The sequence below is a fragment of the Chryseobacterium sp. 14P4.3.2 genome (assembly GCF_057799275.1).
The window spans coordinates 182,133-201,403 of record NZ_JBYOKO010000004.1 but is presented as its reverse complement, the minus strand read 5'-3'; the positions used below and the strand labels follow the sequence as shown (position 1 = coordinate 201,403).

Annotated in this window: 20 protein-coding genes and 1 tRNA gene; 17 read left to right on the top strand and 4 right to left on the bottom strand. The window is 33.0% G+C overall.

Translation table 11 applies throughout. From position 1 onward, the window contains the following. The first annotated feature begins 6 nt into the window (after positions 1 to 6). The 8 genes from AC27VX_RS08695 to AC27VX_RS08660 all read left to right on the top strand — a co-directional run bounded on the left by AC27VX_RS08695 (position 7) and on the right by AC27VX_RS08660 (position 8,217). A complete protein-coding gene (locus AC27VX_RS08695) occupies positions 7 to 1,089 on the top strand; it encodes a DUF2931 family protein (RefSeq protein WP_488695093.1) in 1,083 nt (360 codons plus the stop codon). A gap of 10 nt (positions 1,090 to 1,099) precedes the next feature. Continuing rightward, positions 1,100 to 2,899 (top strand): phospholipase effector Tle1 domain-containing protein, encoded by a 1,800-nt coding sequence (locus AC27VX_RS08690; protein ID WP_488695091.1) that lies wholly within the window; start codon positions 1,100 to 1,102, stop codon positions 2,897 to 2,899. A gap of 2 nt (positions 2,900 to 2,901) precedes the next feature. Further along, positions 2,902 to 3,606, top strand: coding sequence for a cupredoxin domain-containing protein (locus AC27VX_RS08685; protein WP_488695090.1), 705 nt, complete (start codon positions 2,902 to 2,904; stop codon positions 3,604 to 3,606). A 185-nt stretch (positions 3,607 to 3,791) separates the two neighbouring features. After that, on the top strand, positions 3,792 to 5,153 hold the full coding sequence (locus AC27VX_RS08680) for a hypothetical protein (RefSeq protein WP_488695088.1): 1,362 nt from the start codon (positions 3,792 to 3,794) through the stop codon (positions 5,151 to 5,153). Further along, positions 5,150 to 5,836, top strand: coding sequence for a hypothetical protein (locus tag AC27VX_RS08675; RefSeq protein WP_488695086.1), 687 nt, complete (start codon positions 5,150 to 5,152; stop codon positions 5,834 to 5,836). The genes AC27VX_RS08680 and AC27VX_RS08675 overlap by 4 nt, the downstream gene beginning before the upstream one ends. A 193-nt stretch (positions 5,837 to 6,029) precedes the next feature. Next, positions 6,030 to 6,386, top strand: coding sequence for a hypothetical protein (locus AC27VX_RS08670; RefSeq protein ID WP_236857951.1), 357 nt, complete (start codon positions 6,030 to 6,032; stop codon positions 6,384 to 6,386). A gap of 122 nt (positions 6,387 to 6,508) precedes the next feature. Further along, complete coding sequence (locus AC27VX_RS08665) at positions 6,509 to 7,273, top strand: tetratricopeptide repeat protein (RefSeq protein ID WP_300689023.1); 765 nt, start codon at positions 6,509 to 6,511, stop codon at positions 7,271 to 7,273. Continuing rightward, positions 7,273 to 8,217: a hypothetical protein gene (locus AC27VX_RS08660; protein ID WP_488695083.1), complete on the top strand. Its 945-nt coding sequence runs from the start codon at positions 7,273 to 7,275 to the stop codon at positions 8,215 to 8,217. Before AC27VX_RS08665 ends, AC27VX_RS08660 begins: the two co-directional genes overlap by 1 nt. A gap of 164 nt (positions 8,218 to 8,381) precedes the next feature. On the opposite strand, the gene AC27VX_RS08655 is transcribed toward AC27VX_RS08660, so the two are convergent. Beyond that, positions 8,382 to 9,131 carry a DeoR/GlpR family DNA-binding transcription regulator gene (locus AC27VX_RS08655; protein WP_488695081.1) on the bottom strand — a complete coding sequence of 250 codons (750 nt, stop codon included), beginning with the start codon at positions 9,129 to 9,131 and terminating at the stop codon, positions 8,382 to 8,384. A gap of 3 nt (positions 9,132 to 9,134) precedes the next feature. Further along, positions 9,135 to 10,304 carry an MFS transporter gene (locus tag AC27VX_RS08650; RefSeq protein ID WP_488695079.1) on the bottom strand — a complete coding sequence of 390 codons (1,170 nt, stop codon included), beginning with the start codon at positions 10,302 to 10,304 and terminating at the stop codon, positions 9,135 to 9,137. Between the two features lie 116 nt (positions 10,305 to 10,420). On the opposite strand from AC27VX_RS08650, the gene AC27VX_RS08645 reads away from it, so the two are divergent. The 8 genes from AC27VX_RS08645 (at position 10,421) to AC27VX_RS08610 (ending at position 16,745) form a co-directional block, all read left to right on the top strand. Then, positions 10,421 to 10,810, top strand: coding sequence for a VOC family protein (locus tag AC27VX_RS08645; protein WP_236857956.1), 390 nt, complete (start codon positions 10,421 to 10,423; stop codon positions 10,808 to 10,810). A 15-nt stretch (positions 10,811 to 10,825) separates the two neighbouring features. Continuing rightward, positions 10,826 to 11,425 (top strand): HAD family hydrolase, encoded by a 600-nt coding sequence (locus tag AC27VX_RS08640; RefSeq protein WP_236857957.1) that lies wholly within the window; start codon positions 10,826 to 10,828, stop codon positions 11,423 to 11,425. Positions 11,426 to 12,568: 1,143 nt separating this feature from the next. Next, a complete protein-coding gene (locus AC27VX_RS08635; RefSeq protein ID WP_236857958.1) occupies positions 12,569 to 12,847 on the top strand; it encodes a hypothetical protein in 279 nt (92 codons plus the stop codon). Positions 12,848 to 12,853: 6 nt separating this feature from the next. Next, on the top strand, positions 12,854 to 13,621 hold the full coding sequence (locus AC27VX_RS08630) for a GLPGLI family protein (protein WP_488695076.1): 768 nt from the start codon (positions 12,854 to 12,856) through the stop codon (positions 13,619 to 13,621). Positions 13,622 to 13,798: 177 nt separating this feature from the next. Continuing rightward, on the top strand, positions 13,799 to 14,017 hold the full coding sequence (locus AC27VX_RS08625; protein ID WP_488695074.1) for a hypothetical protein: 219 nt from the start codon (positions 13,799 to 13,801) through the stop codon (positions 14,015 to 14,017). 341 nt (positions 14,018 to 14,358) lie between these two features. Next, positions 14,359 to 14,829, top strand: coding sequence for a hypothetical protein (locus tag AC27VX_RS08620; protein WP_488695072.1), 471 nt, complete (start codon positions 14,359 to 14,361; stop codon positions 14,827 to 14,829). A 184-nt stretch (positions 14,830 to 15,013) separates the two neighbouring features. Next, positions 15,014 to 15,997, top strand: coding sequence for a hypothetical protein (locus tag AC27VX_RS08615; protein WP_488695070.1), 984 nt, complete (start codon positions 15,014 to 15,016; stop codon positions 15,995 to 15,997). A 214-nt stretch (positions 15,998 to 16,211) separates the two neighbouring features. Beyond that, complete coding sequence (locus AC27VX_RS08610) at positions 16,212 to 16,745, top strand: transposase (protein ID WP_488695068.1); 534 nt, start codon at positions 16,212 to 16,214, stop codon at positions 16,743 to 16,745. Positions 16,746 to 16,840: 95 nt separating this feature from the next. On the opposite strand, the gene AC27VX_RS08605 is transcribed toward AC27VX_RS08610, so the two are convergent. Together AC27VX_RS08605 and AC27VX_RS08600 are read right to left on the bottom strand one after the other, a co-directional pair. Next, positions 16,841 to 16,920, bottom strand: a tRNA-Leu gene (locus AC27VX_RS08605). A gap of 93 nt (positions 16,921 to 17,013) precedes the next feature. Beyond that, a complete protein-coding gene (locus tag AC27VX_RS08600; protein ID WP_236857963.1) occupies positions 17,014 to 17,781 on the bottom strand; it encodes an MBL fold metallo-hydrolase in 768 nt (255 codons plus the stop codon). 54 nt (positions 17,782 to 17,835) lie between these two features. On the opposite strand from AC27VX_RS08600, the gene AC27VX_RS08595 reads away from it, so the two are divergent. After that, positions 17,836 to 19,263: a TonB-dependent receptor gene (locus AC27VX_RS08595; RefSeq protein WP_236857964.1), complete on the top strand. Its 1,428-nt coding sequence runs from the start codon at positions 17,836 to 17,838 to the stop codon at positions 19,261 to 19,263. Positions 19,264 to 19,271 lie beyond the last annotated feature (8 nt).

Here is a 19,271-nt window from a genome sequence, read left to right as displayed (position 1 = left end):
TAAACAATGAACCGATCAATACAATATTTATTAAGCTTATTATTCTTTGTTCAGATCTCGTGTCAGGAAAAGAAAGACCATCAAAAAATAAAAACAATGACAAAATATGAATGGACTGAGGGAACTTCTGCTCCTTCAGGATATCCGATGGAAGTATATAAGGGAGGAATGGAATGTGAAGGAGGAGAGTGGGTTGGACTGGCTTTTGGGATCATTCCCGGCGGAAATACCTGGGGAGCTATAAATAATGGAATGGGTAATGGTTTTAAAAGCCTTCCTAGCCGTTTGGATTTTATCTGGATGTCTTACATCGAAAACCAGTTTTATTTGATTGATACCCCTGTGGATACCAATAAATTAAGAGCATATTTCAGCAAAGGATATGATGTAAAAGTTACTAACGGAAGTGGGGAAACTGAACATTTAAATTATGATAAAATTGGCGTAGGAATGGCTCCCGGTGGAGTTGTTGTGATCTGGGTCGCCGGTGTTGGCGTTCAGAAAGAAGTAGGGAGGTATCAGGGAAAGAAAATAACGATTCCGGAATCAGAAATTGCCAAACTGGACAGCCATGAAAACCGTTTTTGGCGAAAAGATTATCTCGATGAGGTATTTAACAATGGCAAAGTGATTCCTGAAAAAATACGGGAAGAAAATAAAGGAAAACCTATTCCATTTGGGATTTGGGATACCTATAGAATACGGTATAGCTGGAAGCCTGTTTTTGAACTTCCGGAAAAAGCAAAGCTCAACCCTTTAACAGATGTTGGGATCAATATGATTAATGGAGAAATAGAACAACTTGATGCTTCAGAAATTTCTGTGGCTCAAAATGCAGAAAGAGCAATGCCTACAAGAATAGTTTTTGATTTTATTGGCAGTGATAATAAAGAATATGGAGCCAATTTTGATCTCAATGAAAAGTCAAGTTTTGATGCCTTTAAAACTGTATTTGGAGAAAATACTGATTCAGCTAAAGCTTATATTGTGATTAAGGTAAACGAAGCAAACAGTTATTTTACGGTACAGCTGAAAGGTGAGAATGGTAAAACAGCTTTTATAAAAGCAGATAAAGTAGAAATTTTCTAAAACGGAAATTATGGGAAAAACATTGGTGTATAATACAGGTAATGCTGTTCCTCCTATAGATGAACTGAATCTGGAAATAGGCGTTTTTTTCGATGGTACCTTAAATAATCTCACAAACACAGCGTTGAGAGAAAAATACAGGGATGGCAAAAATAAAATAAAAAGTACGGATACCAAAGATCAGATACTGGCAAAAGAAGAAGCGATAAAAAAAACAAGAGAAAAGCAGGAAGAAGAGTTTGATGATTTGAAAAGCAGTGACATCTCTGAAAAAGATTCAGAATATGACCGTTATCTCAAAGGAAGCCATAGAGGGTGGTTAGATAGTCAGGGAGTTGATAATAGTTTCAGTAATGATTATACCAACGTAGCAAGGATGTATCAATGTTGTGAACAGATCAATTACGGAGTTTATATAGAGGGGATTGGTACATTAAATAACAGCAGGGATGTTGATGATGGTTTTCAGTATGGGTCCGGTGAATCAGGAGTACGTGGGAAAGTGAGAAAAGGTTGCGAAAAAATAGCAGATAGAATTAAGGTACTTATAAAGCAGGCTGGTTCAAAAAAGAAATTAACAAAAATCACCATAGATGCTTTTGGGTTCAGCCGTGGTGCGGCGGCTGCCAGAAATTTTGTGTATGAAATCAATGGCAACAAGAGAGCCCAAGATGTTGAAATAAAAAAAACAAGGAAAATTGTAGGGTATAAAGAAGTAGGATCCTACGCTCATGAAGGCCCGGTTATGGTTCCTGAATATGGAGATATCTGGATAGATAAAGACAAAATTGAAGTAGACCCCAAATATCTTATAAATGGTAAGCTGCCAAAATTCGGCTTTTTGGGATATTATCTTTTAAGTAAGAAAATCTTATCTCCGGAACAACTTGAAAACCTGATGCTGGATGTCCGTTTTATAGGAGTTTATGAAACTGTTTCATCTTATGAAGAATTCGGAGATATGGGAACCCTGGAAAGAGTAGGATATAGAGGGATGGTGCATTCTGCATTAGGACCTAAGCACAATTTTGGTGATGATGTGGAACAACTGCAGTTAAAAAATCCTGGTTCTTATTTTAAAGCGGTTCATTTTACTGCAACAGATGAACATCGTGAAAACTTTTCGCTGACCAGATTTCCGGGAAGTATTGAAAAAGAATTTCCGGGGGTTCACTGTGACATCGGAGGAGCTTATGAAAATGGAATGGAAATAGTAGATGAAATTGAAACTTCCAACCACAAGCCACTGTGGGCTTTAAAAAAACGAATGAAGGATTTAATTGATCAACATTGGTTTAATGATGATCAGATTGAAATCAACAATACAGTTCTCAATATTTTAACGTTCGGAAATGTATATCGTAAAATTACCGGAACCCGATTTTTGCGAAAAGAGTACAGCTATATTCCACTGCATTTTATGGAAGAACAAGGGCTGAGGCTTTATGATCATAAGATTATAACAAAAACAGAAGCTACCTATTCTATAGAGCATGATGAGCACCTGCCGGCTGCTAAAAGAAGGTTACACGAATATGTTTTTGACAGTAAAGACTCATGGGCATTCAGAAGTGATGAAGATTTAGAAAAGGAATATGATAAAATGAGGGCGGAAGCTCCCGTTGAATATCCTAGTGTGACAGCTGATAAAGATGGCAATCAGGTGATGAATATTCCCGCTGTCAATATATACGGCAATAGATGGCAAAGTTTATTAAGAACGATAAGAAATGAATATCTTCATTGGTCTGCCAATAGAGACTGGATGGGAATGGACCCCAACGATGATTATCAGAGAAGAATATATTAAGAATGGTACCGGAGATATTAAAGAACCTTCATCAGAAAACATATAGGCTGGAAACGATTGTTACAGAACAGAAAAATCTGTTTTATCTTACCGAAAAAAAATATGTAAGAATAGCTGAGATCTATTATTTAGGAAATGAAAAAGGACATTTTAAATATCATGTTTTAGTCGTTGATTTCAATTTTTCAAACGATGATAATGCAATGGGGAAATTTTTAAAACAGATCAGTTATTTGTTTGATGAGCTGGAATTAACCGTTGATAAAGATGGAAATATTCTTGACGTTAATAATCTTCAGTTCCTTCGCTTAAGATGGATGAAGATCGCTGCAAGACTTTCAGAAACCCATAAAGGAGAGGTCATAGATAACTATTTCAGTCAAATCAGTAATGTACTTGAAGATGAAAACAGGCTTATCGATTTTCTGGGAGGTTATAATATGTTCGGATTGCTTTTTAATGGCTTATTACAGTCATTTGATACTAAGAGAAAGAGAGAATCTCCTGATGGATTTACGGAAATAATGACTCCTGTAAAAGACGGAGATACAATGACTTTAACAATTACTCCTGAAAATACGGACCCAACACAGATTGATCACTTCAGAGGATTATTTGTATTCAAAGGAGATCATTATGAGGAAGGATTTATGGAAATCAAAAAAGATAATATGCATTTAAAACATTCATTATTATGGATAGGTTAGATAAAGATACGAAAGCTCCCATTCCAGAAACTCAAAGTCAGGTTACTGCGCAGGATAGTGATCAGATAAAGGCTGCCAATAGTCAAAAAATGGAGGAGAAACGTGCAGAAAATGAGGAAAAAGATAAAGTTGAAGATGGGTTGCTATTAGCAATACATGGGGCAAAAATAAAATTCAATGCTCATTTGGGTGAATTTAAAGTTTTAAATGATGTACCCACAACACAGGGTAAACTTACCGGAACCATTGTAGAAAAACAGATTCCCAACTTTATCTTTTATGATGGTTTTCAGATGCTATCCCTCACAGAATGGCAGGATTTTGGGACCGCTAAAGTACAGGATCATTATGTGTTATTAAAAAAATCAACATTACCGGGGACGGGCAAAATGCCGGGTAATATACCACCTGAAACCGGAAAGATAGAGTTTGTAACTTCCGGACAGATCAACGTACCGGAGAGTGTTGATTCAAAAGGGGCTCCTGTACCGGAGCAGAAAGATGATAAGTGTCCAAATTGTTCAGCAGAACTGACCTCTGAATTGATTAAAGAAACGATTGGTGTAAAAAATTTAAGTGCAAAACAACAGCGAATTATAAATTCAATATTACCTTATTTAAATAAATACAGAAAGGATTTTGGTTTAGACACATGTTTAAGAAAAGCTCACTTTATAGCACAAATAGCCCTTGAGTCTGCTGGGTTTACAACTTTTGAAGAAGGAGAAGAATATTCATCCAGTATAAGCTTAGGCGTTTTTAGTTCTTCTAGTATTCCGATTAATATTACTATTGTTGAATCTCTGAAAGATAATTTAACTTCGATTTTCAGTATAGTGGATGCTAAAGGAAATGAAGTTTCAAAAACAAATGATGAACTTAAATCATTACTATTAAGTGAAAATCCGCTTATTGTAGATGGAGAATTGTATGGTAAATATCAAGGGGTAAAGGACCCTAAAAGCCCTAAAAAAAGGATAGGGAAAGTAATTAAACAAGTTTTTAAGCCAGATAAGTCTTTAGATTACGGAATAATATTAAAACCTCATACTTATTTTGGCGTTCCATTAATGTCAAGAGCTTATGCTCCTTATCAAGGTGATACCAGAGGACTTGGAAATGGGAATGAGTTGACTAGAGATGGGTGGAAATTTAAGGGTAGAGGGCTAAAACAAGTAACAGGACGGGCAAATTATGAAAGTTTTTCAAAATATAGAAAGAAAAATAATTTTATTGATGATACTACTGGAGCAATAGATTTTACAGAAGAAAAACAGGGAGATTCTTTAAAAGGAAAATATTTAAAATTATCCGAAGACCCAATGTATGCTACTCAATCTGCAATATGGTTTTGGAATGAAGGTACAAAGTATAATAAAAAGTCGGCAAAACAACATGCTGATAATGATGATGTGGATTCTGTTTCAAAAGCTATTAATAGATATGATACAAAGGCATTACCTAAAAGAGCAAAAAATTACGAAAGAGCTAAGATCGCTTTCGAAATTAAAGAACATTATGAATTTATAAAAAAAGAAAAAAAATGACGAAATCAGTATTAAATATATTATTTGTTTTTTTGCTTAGCTATTTTGCTTATGCCCAAAATATCTCTATTATAAAAGATTCTATATGTACTTCCAATGAATGTCTTGAGCTGCAGGAAATGAAAATGAGCCCCATAAATATTAATGTTTATAAAAAAATCCAAAAGAGTTATGATATTTTTGATGGTATTTTATTTGATGATCCCGAAAAAAGATTAAATGCAAAGAAAGATACTTTAAAAAGGTTAATTTCAACAAATTCTTTACGAGATTCTCAATTTGGATTTGAAAAATATAAAATATTTTTTGATAAAAACGGTTTGCTGAATTTGTCCGTAAATATTCAGTCCTATGGTTCGCCTTGGGAAGATGCAAAATATTATCTCTTTGATAATAAAAATAATATAGAAGTTGGAGAAAAATTGTTTCTAAATAAGGAACAGCTTTTAAAACTGTGTCTTATAAAATTAAAGGTTGAAGAAGGGGGTTCTTTTTTTATAAATAATCTGACTCAATATAAAATAAAGACGAACAATGTGGGCAAGGTAGAAGGTATTAGTTTTATTTTTTATGATGAGAAAAATAGAACAAATAGTGGTTATCTAAAATATCCAATTTTTTTTACGTGGAAGGAAATTGAGAACTTTATTGTACCGCAGTATAGACGGAGATTATCTCAATAATGGATCAATGCAATATATTATAGGAAATAGGATGAATTTATATTTTAAGGTGAGTCAGAATGTATAATAAACAGGGTGTAATTGTTGATGTATAAAAAATTAGAGTAATGAAAGAGTTATAAACAAACTGTGGAAGAAACCGGAATAGAGAGAACAGTTGGGTTAATGATGGGAAAAGTAATATTTTAAATAAATGAAAAAAGATATAATCACAAGTCTCATTATTTTATTGATTCCACATTTTTCATATTCCCAAAGTATTTCCGGGAATTATCTATCCTTTGATTCTAAATGCAAAATTCAATTGAAAATTAAGAATAATTTTTATTTTGCTTTTGAATTAGACAAACGAAAAAGAATTGAGGGAGTTGTCAAGTTACTTAGAGAAGGCAAAACGACTTATCTGGATTTTAATAATAATATCAATGCGATTTTTGACAATGATACTATTTATATTCAGAATTCAGGGAATTCGATCAATCCATATACTAGTTTTAAAGAATGTAAAGAAATGTATATTCATCTGGCTAAGAAAAGAAATCCTAGATAAGATGATCTATATACAATATACTATGGATAGTGATAAAATTAAAAAATAACATATCGAAATTAACACTGGCGTTCTGTTTATTTTGTGTGAATTTTATTTCAGCCCAGTCAAATTATTATGATTTGGATCGTGATAATCTTCAGGATGCTGTTGTACTGAAAAAAGGTCTCTTAAATATTCATTTTGGGAATAAAACTTCGGATAATTTTGAACTACCGGAAATAACGGCACTCATTAATACAAAAATTGGATATTCTAATCCTTATGAGATAACTGTGTATTATATTGGAGACAGGGGATTGTATAGCACAATTACTATTTTTTATAAGAAAGGTTGGTATATAAGAAACGTTAATTTTTATAACCCTTGTCAGGAATGTCAAGAACAGAATTTTAAAATATTAACCAAAAGCATGAATATTCCTGTCAAAAACATTGATTCTGAAATGCTTGACATCGATTCAAAAGGATTTAAATCACTTACATTTTTTGATCAACAGGGTGTTGTAAAACCCTATAAAGATCTCAAAAAATTATATGCGGATGTGTCGAGCTATCCTTTATTGGCAAATAGTTTTAATGAATCAGTAATATCTGATTTCAAGAAAAAATTTGCGTTATCTCTTTCTAATTTAGATGATTATAATAATGTAGCATACAGGCTTGCTGAAAATGGAAATCAAAAAGGAGCAATTGAACTCTTACAGCAAATCATTAATAAATTTCCTACTAGAGCGGTTGCCTATTTAAATATCGCAGATAGTTATTGGAATATAGGGGAAAAGGAAAAAGCAAAAGTAAATTATAAGAAGTATCTTTCTTTGATGAAGTATCAAAAAAAAGATTTGAAAAAAATTCCTAAGTATGCAGAAAAAAGGGCGAAGTAATGAAAAAGATAACATATATATTATTTCTTCTGCTGGCCTTTCATATAAACGCGTTTGCACAGGCACCAAAATCATATATTTTAACTCATATCATTAACAAAACTATTGATAAAGGAGAGTATGTAGAGGATCGGAGAATGGATAAAAAAGACAGAATAAGTATCAATAACTTGATTTATATATTCAATTCAAAAAAAGATAGTGTCGCTTTTTATGAATTTAACGACTCTCCAATATCGGAAAATAAAGTTCCTAATCTATGTACTTTAACAAAAAATCAAAGTAGCCTTTTATTAAATTATAAAAATGAAAGCTATAGCACAAAACTTATTATCGCATTCGACGATAAGCAAAAAACAGTTTCGATTGGTGATAAAGACATTTTTTACTTAAATGATTCTTATTATAAATATCTCCGTAAAAGTATTGGAGATCATTTAAATATTACTGATCTGATTGATTTCCTGGAGGATTTTTTAGCAGATTATAATCTTGATGATTTAAAATATATTTCATCATATGAAAAATATAAACATAAAGATTTTAAAATATTAAAAGGCTATATGGAATCTTACAGAACCCAGGCAAGTGACTATCTGGATAAATGGAATGTGAAGTTTTCATATAATGAAGCAGGTATACCCAAATATATTTTAAAAGACTCTACAGAAGGAGATCAGCAAATAGAGAAGAAGCTGATATCTTCCAATAAAGGAGTGTTTAAATATACAACGCATACCAATGCTGAAAGCAGACTTATTACTGATCGGGAAATTCTGATAGACAGTAACAAGAAAAGTTATGATGAAAAGGTAATATCACTTCAGGTGGGATTAGGAAAAGAAACCAGATATGAAACTAAACAGATTTCCAATACAATTATTCCTTCCAGAGAATTTATCTTAACAGCAGGCAATATTTCAAAAATGACATTATTAAAATAAAGCAGCACAAGAAATCATCAATAACAACCTTCATACTGTGCTTATCATTCGATAAGAATCTAAAAAAAGGAGTCTCCTCAAGTAAAGGTAGAGGATTGATGGTGACTATGAGATATCAAATGTCTTAACATGCGCTATTTGACAATCAACCAAAACATGATGGATTATACGATCTGAAGTTCCGGTTTTCTGTAAGCATTCAGTACAGAATCATCAGAATCAAGATCAGTTATCAAGGTGCTGACCTGGCGTAAATCACATACTTTGAAAGATTCGCTTTGATTAAGCTTATTCTGACTGGCAAGGGCTATTGTCTTTTTGGAAGACTGTACCATCATTTTTTTTGTTTCCCCATCAGAGATTGAAACAGAAGAAACTCCAAACGAAGAATCAACGGCACATGTTCCCATAATAAAAAGATCAGCAATATATTTTGAAACTTCATAACAAGTGGTCATTCCCGAGGTGACAGCCAGATCTTGCTCATAGTTTCCGCCAAGAAGTATTAATTCTACATTTTTAAACTTTTCAATGATTGGAACTATAGAAAGATTATTGGTGATAATCCGGATTTTAATATCTAAAGGCATATAATTTACGACAGCCCATATCGTTGTACCTCCATCCATGAAAACGGTCATTCCGTTTTTGAGGAATTGCTGTGTCTTTAGAGCGATAATATCTTTCTCTTTGGTCAGGAAAGATTGTCTGTCATGAAAAGTAAGCGGATCTTTTTCCCTTACAATGGCACCACCTCTTGCTTTTGAGAGAAGGCCGTTACGATGAAGAAGATCAATATCTCTTCTTATAGTATCTTCAGAGACATTAATCTGTACCGCTAAATCTTCGAACTTAACCTTTTTCTTGTTTTGAAGTTCATTAAGAATTATTTCAAAGCGTTCTTCCTTTAACATATATTACTTTCTGAATTTATAGATTACACCAACGATTATAAACAACAAAGCTATGCTTTCAAAAGCAACCATCAAAGAAAAATGATGTGCAATGAACCCCAGTAGTGCAGGACCCGCCAGCTGGCCGGCATATCCCATAGTGGAAATAACAGGTATAGTAACAGTTGGCGATAAGCCCGGAATTTTTCCGCCTTCACTGAAAAATACGGGAACAATATTAGCTGCACCTACTCCCAGCAGAACAAAGCCTGCGAGTGATAATGCCAGCCACGGACTGAATATCAGGATTAAGACTCCTAAAGCAGCTAAAACACTTCCACCAATGACAACAATTTTGCTGTTCAATTTGCTGATTAAAGAATCGCCTGTTAATCTCATTACTGCCATGGCTACAGAAAATGCAGCATATCCAATTCCTGAAAATTCAGATTCTACTCCCTTATTATCTCTTAAGAAAATAGCACTCCAATCTAGCATAGCGCCTTCAGAAAGAAAAACGATAAAGCACATGAAGCCTAATATAAATACTGTTCCATTTAGCCACTGAAAACGGCTGGTCACTACTTGGGCTTCATCAACGTGAGAAAATTTTTGAATGATCTCTTTTTCTTCCGGATAGTTTAATAAGTGACGAAACTGGAAAACCAATAATCCAATCAATAAAGCAGAAATTGTGATGGCTGCATAGATGGGATTAAGCCCAAATTTAATTAAAAATCCTAATCCCATTGCCCCTAATAATCCTCCTACACTGAACAGTCCATGTAATGATGACATGATAGGCCTTCCAAAGGCATTCTGGACCTGTACACCGTGTGAATTCATGGCGACATCAATGGTCCCGATACAACAGCCAAATGCAAAAAGGACTATTCCCATCAGATAGATATCTGAAACAATGAGCAGAAAAGGAAGGAGTAAGGCAGCTGATAAAACAGAAGTTAAAATAACTTTTCTGGTACCTTTTTTACTGATAAAAAATCCGGATAGCGGCATCATTACTAAAGCTCCGCCTCCGAGTAAAAGAAGTAAAAATCCTAGTTCAGCTTCGTTCAGGAGAAGTCTGTCTTTGGCTAAAGGCACCATAGGTGCCCAGCTTGACAATGCAAGTCCGCAAACTAAAAATATAAATTGGGTGGCTCTTTTAGCTTCACTTATTTTTTTGTCTAACATATTAAATTTATATTTTGCAATATTATGCAAATTTGTATAAATTTGCAAAAAAAAAACAATTAATTATTTTAATTGATAGATTATTTAAAATGACAAACACCTAAAAATTTTTCATTATGAAAATTGAACACTTAGCAATCTGGGCAGATGACCTGGAAAAGATGCGTGAATTTTATTTAAAGTATTTTGATACAGTGAGTGGAGAGAAATATACCAACGAAAGGAAAGGTTTTACTTCCTATTTTCTGACATTTGGAGAAAGTAATACCCGTTTAGAAATCATGAATAGGTTGGATATTCATGAAGAGCCTGAAAAAAGAGGATTCAGTAAGGGAATTGCTCACTTTGCCATTTCTGTAGGAGGAAAAAATGCTGTAAACAAGCTCACAGAAAGGCTACGTGCAGATCATTACACTATTGAAAGTGAACCAAGAACAACAGGAGACGGTTACTATGAAAGCGTAGTGCTTGATCCTGAAGGAAATTATGTCGAAATATCAGCGTAATCAATAAAATCTTTTATGACTAAAACAATAATATTTGACCTTGGCGGTGTTCTGCTAGACTGGAATCCCAGATATTTTTATAGAAATATATTTAAAGATCCCGCTGAGATGGAGTGGTTTCTCAGCAACATCTGTACAGACGACTGGAATTTAGAGCAGGATAGGGGGAGAACTTTTGAAGAAGGTATTTCAATTTTGAAAAGAAAATATCCCCAGCATTCTGTAAATATTCAATTCTATTTTTCACAATGGGAGAAGATGCTCATCGGAGAAATACCGGGAACCGTACATGTTTTGAAAGAGCTGAAGAAAAAATATGCTATATATGGGCTGACCAATTGGTCAGAGGAAACATTTCCCATCGCTTATAATAGATTTGATTTTTTTAAATTATTGGATGGTATTGTCGTTTCAGGAACAGAGAAAATGATAAAACCGGATAAAGAAATATTCCGGGTATTATTAGACCGCTACAATCTTAAAGCTGAAGATTGCCTTTTTATTGATGATAATAAGGATAACATTCAATCTGCTTCAGAACTTGGCTTTGAAAGTATACATTTTAGCAGTGCAAATCAGCTAAGTTCAGTTTTAAAACTGAAAGGGGTATTGTAGATTGTGATTGAAACCATACCAAGTCGGTAGGTAAACTTTTCCTGCTTTTGAACACCTCCTATTTTGTTTATTCAAGTCTATTTCTGTAATATTCCCATTGAATTTCCCAACGGGCGATGAGTTGTCAGGATTTATTAAACTACTTAATATTTCCATCATGATTTTATATTCTACCATAAATACAAAAAATGCAATATTGTAGTATTCAGTAGTAAACACAAAACCACTGCAAAAATAGCAGTGGTTGTTTATTATTACTTCAGCACACGATGCAATCGTACAGCAGCGAGGGGAAGCCATCCGTGAAAAATAGACATTGGAATAGAAGAAAATTCCGAACTGAATCATCAGATAGATGAGTTGGAGACTTATACAATGCTTACCGATCAGGAAAAAGCAGATTGAATTGCAGTAGAAATTGAATTAAAACTATCTAAAATAAAGAAAGAGATCTTATCAAGATGGAGAGTATCTTATTGAGACTTTTGCTTCCAGTTCAGCATCCCGGTTAGCTAACGTTCTGTCCTGTTTGTCATATTCCCAGCCTTTTCTGGGAAGCTTTTTTAAGGCGTGTCTATTCAGGTATAGGAAATATATATTGAAAGGCAGGAAGTAAAGTTAGTTCATCAATAAGTCTTCCTTCACTTTGTTTACCTGCGTTCCTTTTTTCTGTTTGTTTCAAATTATGAAGAATATCATCCTTTAGTTGGTTTATCCTTACTTTTTAAGAGTAAACAGCCATTGATAAATTCTTTTATTTTTATTGTAAAACTACTATACAATACAGATCTATCCATACGGGATTCTGTAAGGTGAAAAATAGCATAGATTGTAATTTTACTACATATATGAAATAGAAAAATTGATTATTAAGTATCTTCAAGAAGGTTTTGGTCAGAATGAAATACCCGAACGATTAAAAAATGAAGGTATTAAGCCAAACAGTTTAAGCTCAGTTGAAAAGCATTTAAATAAAATTAAAGAATTTTATGACGCTAAAACCCTTTTCACCTTACATGTATTCTGCATAATAATAAAGTTTTAGTAAATCCGGATTTCCGTAATGTGGATTAATAAAATAATTGTTATAATTATCTCAGATTGCAATCACAATTATATTATTAATTAAAAAAATAAACATTTATGAAAAAACTAATTTTATTAGCAGCTTTTGGAGTTGCTGGACTTGTAAGCGCGAAATCCGAAGATTTTAAAATTTCCTCAATTAAAACTGAGAAGACAGAAATCAAGAAAGCTTTTGACCTCTGTGGCGTGAATGTTACATTTTATGACAGTGAAGGAAATGTAACTGGTTCTCAATGGTACGTTACCGATGCTCCTACGCTTTCATCTTGTCAGGCTTTTCAGGCTATGGTAAAATGGAATCTTGCTAAAGCCGGATTTAGTCTTTCTGCAAACTAAATTATTATGAATTTCAAAAAAAAATATTTTACGATATTTTTCGTAATGTTTTTCTTGCGTGGACTTGCACAGATTCATGTAAAATATTATCATGTAAGATCTCCTATTGCGACCCTATATGAAGACCTATACATAAAAGATAATGATGTCATATCAATTCAGGATTCAATAGTTAACTTCAATAGTAATGGTACAATGTCTGCAGTAAAACCAAGTGGCAGACTTTTAAGCAAGAATTATTTTATTTCAAAGCTTCAGGACAAAGGAAAAACAAAAGATTTTTTCTTTACTGGACTTGACAGAAATACAAAATATTTTATTCACGATAATTTAACTAAACCGGTTTGGAAAATTGACGAGACGAAAACAAAAAAAATTCTGGGTTATAATTGTATAAAAGCAACTACTAATTTTAGAGGCTCGGAGGTCACTGCCTATTTTACAAAAGAATTGCCATATTCCGCCGGACCTTTTAAATTCTTTGGCTTGCCGGGAATAATATTAGATATAAGAGAAGATAATAAAAATTTTAACATCTGGAAAGCTGAAAAAGTGGAATTAAGTGTTGATCCCAATATAAATTTTACCCCCAAATTAAGCAGCTATCCTAAAATAACAATGAAAGAGTTTATTGATTTGAAGGATGGAACTCAAAACAATGAAATGAAGGATCTATTAAGCAGGATGCCAGCCGGCACAAAAGTCCAAAGCGACTCAAAAGGCAGAGCAGGCTTGGAAAAAAAATTTGAGTTTGAACAAATGTATGCTCACTAAAAAAAGCACCTTTTAAACAAAACAGGGAAGTTTACCTTTGTCATATTCCCAGCCTTTTCTGGGAAGCTTTTTTAAGGCATGTCTATTCAGGACTAGTCAAAAAACAGATTTTTAATAGATAATTTAATTTTTGTAATCTTAATATATTAAGTTGAATTTGAAAATAATTAAAATAAAATGAATTTAAAAAGGATAGGATATATATTCTTAGCAGCTTTAGCATTAACATCAATTATACTTGTTATTGAAGTTAATATACACCATGACAATATTAACTTTACTAAAGCTGAATTAAATGAAATAATACTTTGGTCATTTATAAGAGGTCTTGTAATTTCTTTAGCGGTTAATATAGCAAATCATTATCACTCACTTCAAAAAAGTAAAAATAACTAACTTTATATTTTAGCTCCTACAGATTATTGTAGGGGCTTTTTTTTCGCTAAAATCATCTTGCGGTAAGGTCAAATTAGAGTATATTTTATATTTATTAACTATTTGAAAAACGGGAAGTCTTCAATTATTACAACCCGGCATGAGTTGCATGAATATTGGGAGAAACGTAATGAAGAACTATATAGATAAACTATAAAAATTTATAGTATACAAATGGATCTGAAATTAACCTATTCGAAATAGCCTCAAAAAACGATAAAATAAATATAGTTTATTGTAAAGTTTAATTTTTAAGACATAATTTTAAAGACTAAAAATTAATAATAAATCTCAAAAAAACGATGCGAATACAATCAATATTTATTCTAGGTCTTTTGTTTTCTTGTGCAAAACAACCTGAAAATAAAATAGATAATGACACTTGGGAAAAATTAGAGGTTATCACCCTTTTTCAGAAAATTACAATTGAAAATCACTCTGACAGTTCAGAAGTTGAAAATATTGTCTGGAATAAACAGATTTATAATATTCCCCCTAAATACATTATTGAAGACACTGTAAAAACAAAAATTTATCTTGACAAAAGTGAAAAAGACAGCTTAAAAAGTTGGATTAAATCTTCAATTCTTAAACCCAAATTTACAACTTTAGCTGCTACTGATTATGTAGGAAATGTAGAATTAAATTACATTAACAGAAACACTACGTTGAGTTGTAAATATTATTCTGTTGGTGAATGGGATAAAGTATCAGAAAATACAAAAAAAATTTACAACTTATTGAGTAGTAAAACTGAGTTGTCTAAACAGTAAAAACCCTGGTATATCATAATGTCTAAAAATAGGTTTGCAACAGCTGGGTTGAGTTTAATAATTAAAACTTCCTCTCGAAAGGGAAGCTTTAGAACTTTAAAATGGTAACATAAATCTCACAAAACGCATGAATCAAGACGTAGATCGTAAATTTGAATGTTTTGCGTTATTATAAAAAAGTACTATGAAAAAATTTATATACTATCCAAATTTAGAACCACCAAATACAGAATGGTTGAAATTTTCTGTCCTTTATCTAGAAAAATTTGAAAGTATTGTTCCAGATGGTAGACAACATTTGATTTCTGACGATTATAGAAAATTATTAAATGAAACTGATTTAGTTGAAATGTATTCACCTGAATACCTTCAAGGAGAACGTGCTTCAATTAAATCAATCGAAGAAGCTGAAAGATTCTTACAAAATCCTTATAGGAGAGCACCGCTAATGAATCAAATAAATATTGAAAGAAGCTGGCGAGATGACCGAAATTGGACATATCAAATTTATTCAGAAAAATTTTCATACCAATTTGGCGAGTTTTGTGAAAGAGAAAATATTGGACGTAGAAATGGCGATGGATTAATTTTACCGAAAGAATTAGCTTTTCTATTTATGACCCATTTAGCACAGGAAATTTCATATGAAAGAAATGGATCAATTATAACCGATAACGTAGAATTTGACAATTATTCAAATTTTTCAAGAGTTCATAATCTTGGTACGGTTAACAAAAATAAGTTTATGAAAGGAATTATAAGTTTACTTGTTCCTGCTAATATTTCTGAAATTAGCCTTGACACATTAATTGAATTTAGAAATAGAAACAGAGAAAGAATTAAAGCTTTTAATAATCAAATTAACCTCTTAGAAGATTCAATTGGAAATGGCGTTACTGAAAGGCAATTTGTCAATAGCTTTAATGGTATTTATTCTGAGTTAACAAGAGAAATCGTACTAATGGGAATTGGACTTGCTTCAATACCATTTGCAACATATATGCTTATAAATAATCCTCAAGCTTTATCTGCTGAATATTCAAAAGAAATCTTGGGAGCATTAGGTATTGGACTTGGTGGAACTTACGCTGTAAAAAGAGCTCTTTTTGATACAAGAGAAAAAAGACTTTGTAAAAAATATTTAGCAAATATAGAACGATTAAAATAATGGACGTACAGCAAAGGTTCTGCAATAGTGGGAGAAATAGCAAAGTTAAACGTTAGTTCTTCGATTTTCCCACCATCACAAACCTCAAAAACGTTGATATTAGATAAATAAATTAAATCTCAAAAAACGATGTCAAATAGAAAATAATAGCATACGCAAATAGATAGCGTAGTAAAAATATAATTTTGAATATTGTAACCCCTTTAGATAATTTATGAAAACAATTACTAAAATCGAAATGATAGAAAAATATATTAGAGAATCGACTGAACATTTGAGTTTTATGCAAAGTGTTATTAATTCTTATGATGATCTAAAAGATCTTTTCAAGGAAAAACCAGAAATCGCTAAGCATTTTGAGACTGAGATAGAAAATCTTCATTGTATAATTACTTTGGCACAATTAGAGATATCTTTAGTTTTAAAATCCTTATACTTCGCAGAAAATGAATGGGAAGAAAAACACATTACGAAAAGAGGTCTATTAGTCATTTATAAGACTAAAATAGCTTTAGATAAGCTAAATCCAACACACAAGAAAATTAGGAATGATTTTCCTGAATTGGAAATTGAATTCAAAGATATACTTGACATTATAAAACAAGCAAAGAAAAGAATTTTATCTGAAAGGAGAACTAACGCAGCGGCTGAATCTTTCAATGCTAAAATCAAAAACTTCAGGATGCAGCTCAGAGGGGTGAAGGACAGATCGTTTTTTTTATTCAGATTAACCAAACTTTTTGCGTAGCCCCCAACTTTTGCACCTGATCCAAAATAGTCCCCCTTTTGACCACCCTAAAAAGTAAAAACCTCTGAAAATCAAATGATTTCAGAGGTTTTTTGTACCCAGGACCGGGATCGAACCGGTACTCCTAAGAACTGGTGTTTGAGACCAGCGCGTCTACCAATTCCGCCACCTGGGCTTGATGTTGAGTCCAAACATGTTGTTTGTTTCAAATTGGTGTGCAAATATAAGAACTTTTTTCAATGTTCAAAAGCTTTTTGAAGAAAAAAAATTAAAAAAATATTTCCAAACCATCGTAGGCAAGGTGCATTCCGTCCGGAAGTTGTTTATCTTCAATATCATGCAGACCTAAATGATGACTGATATGAGTTAAAAATAATTTTTTAGGTTTTAACTCTTCAAACAGTTTGATAACATCCGGCAGTATAAAATGGGCAGGATGGGGATCAAATTTTCTGATACAGTTTAATATCAGGACATCCAGATCCTTTAATTTTTCTTTTTCTTTCTCAGAAATAAAACCGGCATCAGTGATGTATGCAAGATTTTTGAACTTATATCCGAAAACTGAAATTTTATAGTGAATTACTTCAACAGGGGTAATTTCCGTATCCAGAACGTGAAACGGTTTATTTTCAATTTCATGAAGTTCAAAAGCCGGAGCTCCCGGATATCGTACGTCAGCAAATGCATATGGAAAACGGTTTTTAATCTCATATGCTACCCGTGAGTAACAGTATAAGGGAACATCTTTTCCGCTTTTGAAAATTAATGGGCGCATATCATCCAGACCAATCACATGATCATTATGCTCATGCGTAATCAGCGCAATATCTACGTTGTGCTCATGGTTTGTAAGCATTTGCTGCCTGAAATCCGGACCGCAGTCAATGAGTATTTTCTTATTTTCCTCCGTAGTTACCATAGCGGAAGAGCGTAAACGTTTGTCTTTCGGATTTTCGGAGGTACACACTTCACATGTACAGCCTATAACGGGTACACCCTGGGAAGTACCAGTTCCTAAAAATTTCAACTTCATTTTGTTTTGAGGTTGGTTTAATTTTGGTAAATTTACAAAAAATTTCACGTCCTAATGTATCAGAAACTAACTCCTAAGCAAAAAGCATTAACAATTAATCTAGATCCTACTATTTATGGTACTTTCGCAGAAATTGGAGCCGGGCAGGAGACTGTTCGCCACTTTTTTAGAGCAGGGGGAGCTTCCGGTACAATTGCTAAGGCAATGTCTGCTTACGACAAAGATTTTAGTGATGCCATCTACGGAAAAGAAGTAAAAAATAGATATGTAACCCAAAACAGACTTCGCAAGATGCTCCGCTATGAGGTTGCATTGATTGAAGAAAGAATTTCCAGGGATAATAATCCTGACAGAAAATTCTTCTCATACGCGAATACTGTAACAACTATTAATTTCGATAAGACCGTTAAAGGTCACGGATGGGTAGGAATCCGTTTTCAGACCAAAGAAAACGAAGACTACAATGAGATCGTTATCCACGTAAAATTCAAAGAAAATGATGCTACCTTACAGCAGGAAACACTGGGTAACCTTGGCGTGAACCTGATCTTCGGAGCCTTCAATTACTTTGATAACCCAAGAACACTTGTTGAATCTTTATACGATGATATCGCAAAAGACAATCTGGAAATTGACATGATCGATTTCAGCGGACCTGCTTTTTCATATGTTGATAACAGGCTGATGTCTTTACAGCTTGTGAAAAACGGAATGACGGATGCTGTAATTTTCAATTCTCAGGGGAGCAATATGCTTCCGGCAGATGTCTTGTACAAGAAAAATATCTTTGCAGTAAGAGGAAGCTTCAGACCAGTTACGAAAGTAAATATTGATATGCTTCAAAATGGACTGGATATGTTCGTTAAAGATGCTATCTGCAGCCACGAAGACACAGAGGTCCTTATTGAAATTACCATTTCCAATCTTAGAGCGGATGGTGACATTGATGAGAGGGATTTCCTGGATAGAGTAGATATTTTAGGTAAACTGGGGTATACTGTTATTATTTCAAACTTCTCGGAATATTATAGGCTGATCGATTATTTTGCTTCTTATACTAGCGGGAATATTGGAGTTGCAATGGGGGTAAATAACCTGTTGATGGTATTTGACGAGAAATACTACAAAGATATGTCCGGAGGAATTCTGGAAGCATTCGGTAAGTTTTTCAGAAATGGAATGCGAGTGTATCTGTATCCTTACAAAGATCCGGAAACACATCAGTTACTGGATTCTTCAAACCTTAAAGTAGAAGAAAACCTTAAAGAATTATACAAATATTTCAAACGCAATAACCGTATTGTAGATATTACCAATTATAATCCGGAATTTTTAGAAATTTACTCAAGAGAAATATTGAGAAAAATTGCTTGTTGTGCCAAGGGCTGGGAAACCCAGGTTCCGGATGGCGTGGCAGAAATGATTAAAGAGCGTGGAATGTTCGGTTATAAAGAAGAACTATCCTTAAAACAATTCTCTTAAAAAATAAA

Bases quoted from the DNA above. Each gene is read 5' to 3' on its own strand.
- AC27VX_RS08690 (WP_488695091.1), top strand. From the start codon at position 1,100: ATGGGAAAAACATTGGTGTATAATACAGGTAATGCTGTTCCTCCTATA.
- AC27VX_RS08640 (WP_236857957.1), top strand. From the start codon at position 10,826: ATGACTAAAACAATAATATTTGACCTTGGCGGTGTTCTGCTAGACTGG.
- AC27VX_RS08650 (WP_488695079.1), bottom strand. From the start codon at position 10,304: ATGTTAGACAAAAAAATAAGTGAAGCTAAAAGAGCCACCCAATTTATA.
- AC27VX_RS08635 (WP_236857958.1), top strand. From the start codon at position 12,569: ATGAAAAAACTAATTTTATTAGCAGCTTTTGGAGTTGCTGGACTTGTA.
- AC27VX_RS08620 (WP_488695072.1), top strand. From the start codon at position 14,359: ATGCGAATACAATCAATATTTATTCTAGGTCTTTTGTTTTCTTGTGCA.
- AC27VX_RS08595 (WP_236857964.1), top strand. From the start codon at position 17,836: ATGTATCAGAAACTAACTCCTAAGCAAAAAGCATTAACAATTAATCTA.
- AC27VX_RS08685 (WP_488695090.1), top strand. From the start codon at position 2,902: ATGGTACCGGAGATATTAAAGAACCTTCATCAGAAAACATATAGGCTG.
- AC27VX_RS08610 (WP_488695068.1), top strand. From the start codon at position 16,212: ATGAAAACAATTACTAAAATCGAAATGATAGAAAAATATATTAGAGAA.
- AC27VX_RS08660 (WP_488695083.1), top strand. From the start codon at position 7,273: ATGAAAAAGATAACATATATATTATTTCTTCTGCTGGCCTTTCATATA.
- AC27VX_RS08630 (WP_488695076.1), top strand. From the start codon at position 12,854: ATGAATTTCAAAAAAAAATATTTTACGATATTTTTCGTAATGTTTTTC.
- AC27VX_RS08600 (WP_236857963.1), bottom strand. From the start codon at position 17,781: ATGAAGTTGAAATTTTTAGGAACTGGTACTTCCCAGGGTGTACCCGTT.
- AC27VX_RS08625 (WP_488695074.1), top strand. From the start codon at position 13,799: ATGAATTTAAAAAGGATAGGATATATATTCTTAGCAGCTTTAGCATTA.
- AC27VX_RS08695 (WP_488695093.1), top strand. From the start codon at position 7: ATGAACCGATCAATACAATATTTATTAAGCTTATTATTCTTTGTTCAG.
- AC27VX_RS08615 (WP_488695070.1), top strand. From the start codon at position 15,014: ATGAAAAAATTTATATACTATCCAAATTTAGAACCACCAAATACAGAA.
- AC27VX_RS08670 (WP_236857951.1), top strand. From the start codon at position 6,030: ATGAAAAAAGATATAATCACAAGTCTCATTATTTTATTGATTCCACAT.
- AC27VX_RS08645 (WP_236857956.1), top strand. From the start codon at position 10,421: ATGAAAATTGAACACTTAGCAATCTGGGCAGATGACCTGGAAAAGATG.
- AC27VX_RS08675 (WP_488695086.1), top strand. From the start codon at position 5,150: ATGACGAAATCAGTATTAAATATATTATTTGTTTTTTTGCTTAGCTAT.
- AC27VX_RS08655 (WP_488695081.1), bottom strand. From the start codon at position 9,131: ATGTTAAAGGAAGAACGCTTTGAAATAATTCTTAATGAACTTCAAAAC.